This is a genomic window from uncultured Ruminobacter sp., assembly GCA_902764345.1.
Taxonomy (GTDB): domain Bacteria; phylum Pseudomonadota; class Gammaproteobacteria; order Enterobacterales; family Succinivibrionaceae; genus Ruminobacter.
Genome location: CACWVT010000059.1, coordinates 1 through 11,389, shown reverse-complemented (window position 1 = coordinate 11,389; position 11,389 = coordinate 1). Strand labels below are relative to the sequence as shown.

Below are 11,389 nucleotides of genomic sequence, written 5' to 3'. Positions count from 1 at the left end.
CTGCCGATGAATTCGGTAAATTCTGCGATGAGCATCCTGATCACAGCGTCGTTGTTTACGCCAATACCTCGGCAGCAGTTAAGGCCAGGGCCGATTATGTGGTTACCAGTTCAATAGCTCTTGAAATGATCGAATATCTGAAGCTCTGCGGTAAAAAAATCATCTGGGCTCCGGATCGTCATCTGGGTTCATACATATGTAATCAGACGGGAGCTGAAATGCTGAGGTGGCAGGCTCACTGCATTGTTCATGACGATTTCAAGGCAACCGCTCTTAAGGCTCTTATGAAGGAGCATCCGGACGCCAAGGTTCTTGTACATCCTGAATCTCCGGCTGACGTTACCGCTCTTGCCCATTTTGCCGGGTCAACATCTCAGATCCTTAACAAGGTTAAGGAAATGGATGCGCGTGAGTTCATCATTGCAACGGATGTGGGAATTTTCTACAAAATATCTCAGGCATGTCCCGACAAGGTTCTCATTCCTGCTCCGAACGGCGGTGCCGGCGCCACCTGTCAGAGCTGCGCACACTGTCCGTGGATGAGACAGAATACCCTTCCTTTAATTGAAAAGCTTCTTGATTCTCCTGAAGGTCATGAGATCCATGTGGACGAGAATATCAGAAAGGGGGCCCTCGTATCCCTTAACAGACTTCTTGATTTCTCAACCAGGCTTAAGGAAGCCGGTTCGGTTCAGGCTCTCTACGACGCAGGTGTCCGCATCTGACGATGTCGTTGCGGACCTCTGTCCGCTCTTCATATTTATGAAAAGCCGCGGCTTAGTTTAATAAGCTGCGGCTTTTCCGTCATTATTGCCGGAAGAGTAATATAACCTGTTTTGCCTGCATGGATAATCCATTGTCTGTTTTATCTTAAGCAGTGTGATCTGTTGTGATATAATTCGTGCCGGACAAGCTCGTTTTTTAGGAGCATTTTTTATTTTTTCAGTGTGTACCTTTGGAGATTGAAGGTGTTTTTGGGAGCCTGGACAGTCCGGAGTTCGGATGTTCTTCTGATCTGATTTGGCCTCAAGAGCCCTCTTTGTTGTAAGATAATATGAACGGTTTGATTCTTCTTGTCTGTGCACTGCTGTATTTTGCCTTGGGGTATAAGTTCTACGGCGGTTTCATTGCCAGACTTTTTAAAGTTGACAACAGTATTCCTACTCCTGCAGTCGTAAATCAAGACGGTGTGGACTATGTTCCTACCCATCCGGGAGTGCTTTTCGGTCATCATTTCGCATCAATAGCCGGTGCCGGTCCAATCATCGGACCGATTGTTGCCTGTCAGTTCGGATGGCTTCCTGCTCTTTTGTGGATTTTTATCGGATGCGTGTTCATTGGGGCAATGCATGATTTTGCCGCACTGTTTCTGTCAGTGCGCAATAACGGTCGCTCAATCGGCTACATCATAGAAAAGATTATGAGTATCTGGGGGCGTCAGCTGTTCCTGTTTTTCTGCTGGGCCTGTCTGATACTGGTTGTTGCCGTATTCGGTACACTGGTTGCTAATACCTTTGTGTCAAATCCTGCCGTTGCCACCGCATCCATTATCTTTATTCTGATGGCACCTGTTTTTGGTTTTGTTACTTCAAAAGGTGTGTCACTTCGCACTGCCAGCATTATTTTCGTACCGCTGGTTTTTGTTTCCGTGTATGTGGCCTACAAATTCCCGCTGGATCTCGGCGCACTGTTCGGTCTTGAGAAGGAAGGCGTGCGCAACGTATGGCTTGCATTCCTCGGTATTTATGCCCTGGTTGCATCAGTCTGTCCGGTGCAGTGGCTGCTTCAGCCGAGAGACTATCTCAGCTCATATCTTCTCTATGCCATGATTATTCTCGGTGTTCTTGGTATTGTCGTTTACAATCCATCGATCGAAATGTCAGATTTTACCGGGTTTGTGGTGGATAACGGCACATCCAGAAGCAGTCTGTTCCCGGATTTGTTTATCCTTATTGCCTGTGGTGCCTGCTCAGGCTTCCATTCTCTTGTGTCTTCAGGAACCACGTCAAAGCAGATTCGTGCCGAAAAGGATATTCAGCTTATAGGTTACGGCGGCATGATTGTGGAAGGTGTTCTTGGCGTGATGAGCCTCATTGCCGTCATCTGGCTTTCTGACGTCAGTTTTGCCGAAGCGGTTAAAAATCCTGTAACGGCCTTCAGTTCAGGTATCGGCACCTTTGTGGGGGCTCTCGGTCTTCCTGTGGAACTCTGCACGGTGTTCATCAGTCTTTCAATTTCCGCATTCATGCTGACATCGCTTGATACGGCAACCCGTCTCGGCAGATTTGTGTGGCAGGAGCTTTTTTCTCCTTCATACACACGTCAGCAGAATAAGGAGAACGGAACCGAAAAGCAGAAGATTGACTTCGTTGCTCCAAGAAAGAAACACGGTGCCGTCATGGATGCCATGTTAGGTGTCATTGGAGTTGTCAGAAAGTTTTCCGCAAACGCCTTTATGGCATCCCTGCTTGTGCTTCTTCTTGCCGGTCTGATGGTGTTTTCAGGAAGTGCCACCGCCATATGGCCGGTGTTCGGCGCTTCAAACCAGCTTCTGGCATCACTGACTCTTCTTGCGGTAACAATCTATCTGTTCGCAAAGAAGTCTCATTATCTGATTGCACTCATTCCTACCGTTCTGATGATAGTAATGAGTATATGGGGGCTTGTGGAAATTGCCGCTAAATACTTCAGTACCAATGCCGTACTTACCGTATCATCCATATTCCTGATTTTTATGGCTCTTATGCTGGTTCTTCTTTCACTTACCATTGTTATAAGAACCATAAGGTACAGGGTGTAGCGGTTCCGTGTCTGTCATTCTCGCTGAGGCCGGTGAGAACGGCAGGCATCCGTATGCGGAGCATTAATCGTAAAGCCGCCAAAATCTGCACTGTATGCAGAAAGATGGAACGCCGGTAATTTTTCAGAAAAAGAAATGATTGTGAAAAATGAGGTTTGTTCCACAAAATCCTTGATAAAAAAACGGACAGATGATAAACTTCGCACGCATAAATCGGTGAACCGGTTTTTTATTGGCTGACGACGGTCGCATTGTCAGTCGTATTGTTTAATATTTATATAGAGAGAATTCAAAATGGCTTATAAGTTTGATGCCCAGATTCGTAACGACTTCGGGAAAGGTGCGAGCCGCCGCCTTCGTCGTTCTAACCTCCTTCCAGTAATTGTTTACGGCGGTGATAAGGAACCTGTAGCTTTATCTTTAGATAACGCTAAGCTCTTCACTGCTCAGCAGAACAAGTCTTTCTATGAAGACAGCATCGTTTTAGCTGTAGCCGGTGGTGAAGAAATTGCTGTTAAGCCTGTAGCTATTCAGCGTCATCCTGTAAACGGCACCTTAATTCACATCGACTTCATGCGTGTGTAATTCAGTTTACTGATTACTGAATTTATTGCAAGCAGCGTCCTGAAAGTAAATTCATTTTTATTTCAGGACGCTTTTTTTTAGCCGTGAAACAGGATAGAATTTCCGAAATGACGGCAGACATATCATTTGATATGTTTTATTGTGTCACACCGCGGCCGGTAATGTATACGGCGTTACGTATTTCGTTTCGGCAGCATGGTGACGGAGAATATTAGGATGGAACGGGGGATCTCCCGTTTCGTATAAAAGGCAGAGGATTTATGGAAGTTGAAATTGGGAAAATGAATGAACTCGCTATTGTCAGGGTTGATGACAAAGGCGGTTTTCTGGATGCCGGAAAATACGGTGAAGTGTTTCTTCCTCTTTCACAGCTTCCGGAAAACCCTGCCGCAGGCCTGACTGTTGAGGTGTTCTGCTATATGGATGACGGCAGGCTGACTGTTACTGCACATCGTCCGCGCATTCTTTTAGGTGAAGCGGGAAGACTTACGGTTAAGGACGTGACTCCGGGGGCAGCCTATCTCGATTGGGGAATCCGCAAGGATCTGATGATACCGTTTAGGGAACAGTTAAACAGACTGAAGCCGGGTGATGAATGTCTGGTATACGTTGCAAAGGATCGTGAAGGACGTCTGTATGCCACACAGAAGTTTGACCGCTTCATAAGTGAAACCCTGCCGAGAGGCTGTAAGCTGAAGTCCGGTGACAGGGTGGAGCTTACGGTAATAAGCCATACTCCGTTAGGCTTTAAGATGCTTGTCAACAACAGCTTTTACGGCCTTCTGGCTGAAAAGGACGCACTCGGTGTAAATCTTGTAAAGGGGAAGAGGCTCAAGGGCTACATTCATTCCGTACGCAGGGATTTCAAGGTTAATCTTTCCCTTTCCGGCAGCGGAATGACGGGGGTTGCCAGCAGTACGGATTTTCTGCTGCGCGAGCTGGCTCTTGCCGACGGTTTCCTTCCGTACGGTGATTTTTCAAGTCCTGAGGAAATTGAGCAGCGTTTCCACATGAGCAAGGGCAAGTTTAAAAAGGTTATCGGAAATCTCTATAAGCTTCACCGTATTGAACTTCTTGATAACGGAATCAGAATTATTGAAAAGCCTAAGGAAGCTGATGAAAATCCTGCAGCTGAAGAATCCGGAGAAGGTTAAAAACAGAATAACGGATAAGACTTTCAGGTCTTATCCGTTAAAATTTATAAAGCGGTACGGTATGTTGTCCGATATGCAAAGCATAATGCAATCTGCAGGCGGTTTCCTATGATTAAAGAGTATCTTAACAAAAGATTTTTCTCATTCCTGATCCTGATATTCTGTTCCGGTTCATCACTTGCCATGACTCTGCCTATAATGAGTCTGTATCTGCTGAACGAGGTTCATGCAGACAAGGATCAGCTTGGTAATTTCTTTACGGTTTCCGCCATCAGCGGTATTGTGGTAACGCAGATCATAGCAAGATTCTCTGATTCAAAGCTTTCGAGAAGGGATCTCATGATTCTGGGATATGTTGCAGGATCTCTGATGGCCCTTACGTACATATTTTTCCCGTCATACGGAATAATCGTCACCGTAGGTGTGCTTTTTTCCAGTCTGTCCATGGTTGCAACTCCTCAGGTATTTGCACTTGCAAGGGAATACGCATTATTAAAATACGGGGATGCCCTGATGTTTACCTCATACATCAGAGCTGTATTTTCTCTGGCATGGGTGATGACTCCTCCGATAGCATATACGATTTTTGTGGATTTCGGCAGCAGGTTTACCTTCATGGTGGCAGCCTTCATTTTCCTGACCGGCTCAGTTGTTGCCTGCTTCACGATGCCGAAGGCTCTTTTTAAAACAGGCTCCGTACACGATTTTGAAAGTGCACCGTCATCATCAATCGGAGATCTGATTGACAGGGAGAGGGAGAATGATGCCGGGGGAACGAATGGGGAGTCTGCTTCCGCCAAACCGGAGGATCGCGGGATATCGGAAACAGCGGAAAATGAGACAAAACGTTCAGGCGGTCTGTTTAAGCTTTTTAAATCAGGCAATTTCGTGAGTATTGCCTTTCTCTTTTTGGCCTTTATGCTGCTCTGGTGCTGTAACTCGGCATATCTTATCAGCATGCCGATATTCGTTACAAAGGAATCTGCCATTACCGGATCATTTGTGGAAACGGATCGCCTGCCGGGAATAATGATGGGCCTTGCGGCTCTTCTGGAGATCCCCGTGATGATATTCTGTGGCAGGCTTGCCAAAAGAACAGGTCTTAAAACACTTATTATTCTCTGTGCCGTATTCGGCTGTTCCTTCTATCTGTGCCTTTCCTTTGTAACGGCAAGTGCATGGTCTCTCCTTGCCATGCAGGTTCTGAATGCCATATTCATCGGAATTCTTGCCAGTCTCGGCATGGTTTACATGCAGGAGCTGCTGCCTAAGTTTCCGGGGCAGGCCACTACGCTTTACAACAACAGCGTAAATACAGGGGGGATTATTTCCGGTTATCTGGTATCGAAGGCTCTCAATTACGGAGGTTCTGCCATGGTATTCAGGGTTGGGATTGTCTTTACCGCACTGGCTCTCATCCTGCTGTTTTTTGTCAGGAAGGTTAAGGTTGAAGGAGCAGAATCCTGATACCTTTGCGTGTCCTTATATTAATGGTACGTCCGTATGTGTCATTCGTACCTCGTATTTGGCTAATTTGTCGGAAAATTGTCTGTAAAATAGACAAAATTCATATCTAAATGAAAATTTTATCCGACTGATCTTGACAAAATATGTTTTATATCTGTAATTTACCACATATTTTTGACTGCGGGTATCCTGCTAAGGGAACCGTTTGGTCATAATAAAGCAATATCGTGTTCCGGTAGTACTCCGGAACAGGGGATTATCCCGGTACTGAAAATTAAGGAATCATCCAGTTATGAATAGTTTCTGGTCAGAACTGCTGCTTTTTGCATCCAAGGTGGCAATCATTCTCGGTGTGCTTGTGATTTTCGTCGTGGTCGGCGGAATTGTAATCAAGTCTGTTGTTTCCGCCGTGTCAGGCAAAAGCAGAAAGAAGGATGATGACATTATATTCACCATTGAAAACTATGGTGATAAGCTGAGTGACGAAAAGGAAAAGCTCGAGAAGAGCATGCTCAAGGCTCTTGATGACGACACTTATGAGGTCTTCAGCAAGATAAAGGATAAAGGCGCTGAACTTAAGGAAGGCGATGAGAAGGACGATAACAAGAAGCTGGTACAGCAGGGCTTTGAGGCGCTGATTAATTTCAGAAAAAAGGAACAGGAAAGACTCGAAGCCGCAGCAACTGCCGAATCAGCCGAAACTCTGAAAAATGGGAAGGACGGTGCAAAAGCCGATACCTCCGTTTCAGGTGAAAGTGCGGACGTATCTGAAGGGGAAGAAATTGAAGAAATCGAAACCGTTAACCTTAAGGAGGCTAACGGCTTTACGCTTTCAGTAAGTTCAGACATGACGGTTTCCGTAACCGGCAGACTGATGTTTGTTATTGATTTTGACGGTTCAACCGACTGCAATGAGGTTGAATATCTCAGACGTGCGGTAAACCTTCTTGCCGATGAGATTTCAGAAGGTGATGAAGTCGTGGTCCGTCTTACGTCACCCGGCGGTACCGTTAACGGATACGGTCTTGCCGCTTCTCAGCTTGAACGTCTCAAGAGAAACGGTGCAAAGCTTACTGTGGCCGTTGATGAGGTTGCCGCAAGCGGCGGTTATCTCATGGCTTGTGTGGCAGACAATCTCATTGCCGCTCCGTTCTCATACATCGGTTCAATAGGTGTGGTGATGGAACTGCCTAATTTCCACAGACTCATGAAAAAGTATGATGTCGACTATGAACAGATTACTGCCGGTGAATATAAGAGAACTCTTTCAACGTTCGGAGAGAATACCGAACAGGCAAGAGAAAAGTGCCGTGAGGAGCTTCGTCAGATTCATGGAATCTTCAAGTCTCACGTGGCACGCTTCAGAAAGAATGTGGATATTGAAAAGCTGGCAACCGGTGAGGTGTGGCTGGCATCAGAGGCTAAGGAGCTTGGTCTGGTTGACGAGCTCATGACATCTGACGAATACATCATAAAGAACATGGATAACTTCGCTGCGGTATTCAACGTAAGTTATACCGAAAAGAAGAAAAACAACCTGGTAAACAGATTCCTGTCCAGATCTGCGGTGGCGGGAGTTATTACCGATGTGATACAGCGCTTAGGTTTTAAAGGTTACAGATAGACATTGCGTACTGTATCGTATAGATTTATATTTTAAAAAGAATAAGAGTTAATGTGGCTCCTGCAAACGGGACGGAGCCTTACAGTATTGAGGTACATTGCGGTATGGGTAAGTCATTGGTTATAGTGGAATCCCCGGCTAAGGCACATACTATAAACAAGTATTTGGGCAGTAATTATGTGGTTAAGTCCAGCGTCGGTCATATAAGAGACCTTCCTTCCGGAGTAACCAAAAAGGCAGCGGCAGGTGAAACTGTAAAGAGAGCCCGTACGGCTTCGGAAAAGGATGCCAAGCTTTTTAACCGCATGGGCATAAATCCTGAAAAAAAGGGCTGGGCTCCTCAGTATGAGATTCTTCCCGGCAAGGAAAAGGTAGTTGCCGAGCTGGTGGCTGAAGCCAAGAAGAGTGATTATGTATATCTCGCAACCGATTTGGACCGCGAGGGAGAAGCAATTGCCTGGCATCTGCAGGAAGTAATCGGTTTACCTAAGGAAAAATTCAAGCGCGTGGTTTTTAACGAAATCACCAAAAATGCCATTACCGAGGCGTTTAAGCATCCGTCAGAGGTTGATCTGAACATGGTTAACGCACAGCAGACCAGAAGATTCCTGGATCGTGTTGTGGGATTTATGGTTTCACCTCTTCTGTGGGAGAAGGTCGGACGCGGTCTCAGTGCCGGGCGTGTTCAGTCTGTTGCAGTGCGTCTGGTGGTGGAGAAGGAAGAGAAAATCCGTTCTTTCATTCCTGAAGAGTACTGGAACATTGATGCCCTCCTGAAGAAGAATGAGGATGAGGTAAAATTTGCCTTAACCCATTACAAGGACAAGCCTTTCCATTCAGGTTCAAAGGAAGAGACCGACAGATACCTCGAGGAACTGAAGAATCAGGTATTCAGGGTATCCAAAAACGAAGAGAAGGAAGTGCAGACCGCTCCATATCCTCCTCTCAACACCTCTTCAATGCAGCAGGCCGCATCGAACAGACTCGGCTTCGGCGTAAAGAAAACCATGATGCTGGCTCAGGCCCTTTATGAAGCAGGTTTCATAACCTACATGAGAACCGACTCCCTGAATCTCAGCAAGGAAGCCCTTTCTGACATCAGGGACTATATCGGTACTACCTACGGCTCAGACTATCTCCCTCAAAAGGAACGTCACTACAGCTCCTCTGATAATGCACAGAATGCGCATGAAGCCATCAGACCTACAGACATCAAACGCGATGTTGCAGTGATTTCCAAGGCTCTGGGGCGTGATGCGGCAGAAGTTTATACACTGATACGCAACAGTACTCTGGCATGTCAGATGAGCAATGCCGTTATGCTTAACCGCGAAATTCAGGTGGATGCCGGCAACTTCAGATTTAAGGCATCAGGTAAGACCATTAAGTTTGACGGCTGGATGAAGATTGACCGTAACCGTAAGGACGTGCTGCTTCCTGAAATGAGCGTGGGTGACGAGCTTGCCGTCTCTGATATTCTGGCAGACCGTCACTTTACCAGACCTGAACCGAGATATACTGAAGCCACTCTGGTTAAGGAACTGGAAAAGAGAGGTATCGGACGTCCGTCAACCTATGCAACCATTATTTCCACAATTCAGGAAAGAGGTTATGTAAAGATTGATCAGCGCCGTTTCTTTGCCGAAAAGATGGGGGAAATCGTAACCGATCGTCTGAAGAGCAGCTTCAATGACTTAATGGACTATGATTTTACCAGGGAGATGGAAAACAAGCTGGATGACATCGCTGAAAATCGTCTGGACTGGCTTACCTGTCTCAATGATTTTTACAAGGGCTTCAGGGAAGAACTTGATACCGCACGTAAATCTGAGGATGAAGGCGGCATGCACAGCAACATCTCCGTGCCTACGTCAATTCTGTGCCCTGAATGTCACAGCAGCATGGTCATCAAGAATGCCACCACCGGCGTATTCCTGGCATGTTCAAACTACTCCGGTAAGTCCAGAAAGGCTGAAAACTCCTGCCGTAAGACCATAAATCTTGTTGCCGAGGATCAGTTGCCGATGTTTGTTAATGAGGATTCCGAGAGTGAATTCCTCAGAACCAAGCGTCGCTGTCCGATCTGTAATTCGGTAATGACAGGCTATGTGATTGATGAGCACCGCAAGATTCATATCTGCTCCGCAAATCCTAACTGTCCTGGATATGAAATTGAGGAAGGAAATTTCAAGCTCAAGGGAGCTGAAGGTCCTACCATCGAGTGTGAACGCTGCGGCTCAACAATGGAGCTCAAGAATGGCCGTTTCGGCAGTTATATGGCATGTACCAACAAGGAATGCGGTAATACCCGTAAGATTCTCAAGAACGGCGAGATAGCTCCTCCGCGTGAGGATCCTGTCGAGTTTGAAGATCTGCTGTGTAAGGACGGCAAGTCAAACTTTGTGCTTCGTGACGGCGCTTCAGGTATATTCCTGGCATCCAATGCATTCCCTAAGGTTCGTGAGACCAGAGCTCCGAAGGTAAGTGAACTTGTTGCCCATAAGGATAAGCTTCCGGAAAAGTTCAAATACTTTGTTACCGCACCTGTGGCTGACGGAGACGGTAATCCTACGGTTGTACGCTTCTCACGTAAGACAAAGAAGCAGTATGTAATGGCTGAAAACGCGGAGGGTAAATCAACCGGATTTACTGCGTTCTACAACGAAGAAACCAAAGAATGGGAGGTGGCTTCCGCAGAGAAGTCTTCCAAGTCATCAAAGACCGCCAAAAGTACCAGAACCGCAAAGAGCTCAAAGGCCAAATAGCGGGGTAGCGGCAGTCTGATAAGGAGCCGGCATTATGGTGACATTCGGTGTCGCGGTGATGCCGGCTTTTGCGTCCCTGCAGAATTGCGTTCAGTTGCCTGATGAGTCGGTGTCCGAACAGCGGCTACGGACCAAAAACAGTAGTCTGTATCAAAAGATTTAAAATAAAAACAGGATTATTCCCGGATTCTGTTGCCTAAAACGGCACGGTTAACTAAAATCTCAGTAAAAGATTTATCGGTTCCCTGTTCCCTTTTTGGAATGGCCATGAATAACATCAATCTGCCTGATTACTGTATAACGGTTGAAGAACTGGAAAAAACCGGGATTATTTTTAAGAAACCGGTGGTTGACGCCTCCTGTAAGAGGGGGCCGGGGAGGTCTTTCTACAGTTTTGCTTCGGTTGCAGCAGTCTGTTTTCTGATAATCTACATTACAACCTGTGTGGTTCAGTTTCTGAGCATGAAGGCGGTATACATGCTGGCAGTGCTTGGAATAGTATGTATCTGTCAGGCTCTGTATCTTCTGATTTGTCACCTGTTCTGTCTCGGTATGCGTATCTATTTAAGAAGACGCGTATACCCGGTGATGCTTGAGCCCGTCGGTGTGGCCGTTGAGTTCCGCAGCAGCCGTGCGGGAACAGAGGGAAGCGTACATCACGGAACTGTATATCGCAGCTACATAATATACAAGGAAGCAGGCATCAGAAATCCAAAGTGCTACTATGCCTCTGCACCTTCCGGTAATATTCCGGAACGGAAACCCGGTGGAACGGCGTTTCTTTTTCTGCATCCTCGGAACAGAAAATTCTATACCGTCGACAATGATAAGGAACAGAACGTCATGAGGGTTAACAACTGTTTGACTAAATCTATAAATAGTTTATAATACATTCAAAATAGTTATAGGTTTATTTGTAATGAATAAGATTATTTCAATTGGACAGGCTGCTAAATTGCTTGGTGTTCATGTTCAGACTTTACGTAACTGGGAA

General features: G+C 46.2%; 9 protein-coding genes. All 9 read left to right on the top strand.

Annotated features, from left to right (window positions below; translation table 11 throughout):
• Window positions 1-725, top strand: a 725-nt coding sequence (locus QZU58_RS08940) for a quinolinate synthase (RefSeq protein ID WP_294496151.1), incomplete at its 5' end; no start/stop codon positions are given.
• A 329-nt stretch (window positions 726-1,054) separates the two neighbouring features.
• Entirely contained in the window at window positions 1,055-2,800 is a 1,746-nt protein-coding gene (locus QZU58_RS08935) for a carbon starvation protein A (RefSeq protein ID WP_294496149.1), read from the top strand.
• A 294-nt stretch (window positions 2,801-3,094) separates the two neighbouring features.
• Entirely contained in the window at window positions 3,095-3,385 is a 291-nt protein-coding gene (gene rplY / locus QZU58_RS08930; RefSeq protein WP_294462245.1) for a 50S ribosomal protein L25, read from the top strand.
• 260 nt (window positions 3,386-3,645) lie between these two features.
• Complete coding sequence (locus QZU58_RS08925; protein WP_294496147.1) at window positions 3,646-4,539, top strand: S1-like domain-containing RNA-binding protein; 894 nt, start codon at window positions 3,646-3,648, stop codon at window positions 4,537-4,539.
• Between the two features lie 108 nt (window positions 4,540-4,647).
• The gene (locus QZU58_RS08920; protein ID WP_294496145.1) at window positions 4,648-6,006 is read left to right on the top strand and encodes a sugar efflux transporter; all 1,359 of its coding nucleotides are present in this window, start codon (window positions 4,648-4,650) and stop codon (window positions 6,004-6,006) included.
• 292 nt (window positions 6,007-6,298) lie between these two features.
• A complete protein-coding gene (gene sohB, locus QZU58_RS08915; protein WP_294496143.1) occupies window positions 6,299-7,630 on the top strand; it encodes a protease SohB in 1,332 nt (443 codons plus the stop codon).
• A 104-nt stretch (window positions 7,631-7,734) separates the two neighbouring features.
• On the top strand, window positions 7,735-10,395 hold the full coding sequence (gene topA / locus QZU58_RS08910) for a type I DNA topoisomerase (protein WP_294496153.1): 2,661 nt from the start codon (window positions 7,735-7,737) through the stop codon (window positions 10,393-10,395).
• Window positions 10,396-10,662: 267 nt separating this feature from the next.
• Window positions 10,663-11,283 carry a hypothetical protein gene (locus QZU58_RS08905; RefSeq protein WP_294496141.1) on the top strand — a complete coding sequence of 207 codons (621 nt, stop codon included), beginning with the start codon at window positions 10,663-10,665 and terminating at the stop codon, window positions 11,281-11,283.
• Window positions 11,284-11,314: 31 nt separating this feature from the next.
• Window positions 11,315-11,389: MerR family DNA-binding transcriptional regulator (locus QZU58_RS10235; protein ID WP_363174835.1), on the top strand; the 75-nt coding region annotated here is incomplete at its 3' end.

What these genes read in the sequence shown, in the direction of transcription:
- QZU58_RS08920 (WP_294496145.1), top strand. Translation starts at nt 4,648, where the DNA reads ATGATTAAAGAGTATCTTAACAAAAGATTTTTCTCATTCCTGATCCTG.
- QZU58_RS08935 (WP_294496149.1), top strand. Translation starts at nt 1,055, where the DNA reads ATGAACGGTTTGATTCTTCTTGTCTGTGCACTGCTGTATTTTGCCTTG.
- rplY (WP_294462245.1), top strand. Translation starts at nt 3,095, where the DNA reads ATGGCTTATAAGTTTGATGCCCAGATTCGTAACGACTTCGGGAAAGGT.
- topA (WP_294496153.1), top strand. Translation starts at nt 7,735, where the DNA reads ATGGGTAAGTCATTGGTTATAGTGGAATCCCCGGCTAAGGCACATACT.
- sohB (WP_294496143.1), top strand. Translation starts at nt 6,299, where the DNA reads ATGAATAGTTTCTGGTCAGAACTGCTGCTTTTTGCATCCAAGGTGGCA.
- QZU58_RS08925 (WP_294496147.1), top strand. Translation starts at nt 3,646, where the DNA reads ATGGAAGTTGAAATTGGGAAAATGAATGAACTCGCTATTGTCAGGGTT.
- QZU58_RS08905 (WP_294496141.1), top strand. Translation starts at nt 10,663, where the DNA reads ATGAATAACATCAATCTGCCTGATTACTGTATAACGGTTGAAGAACTG.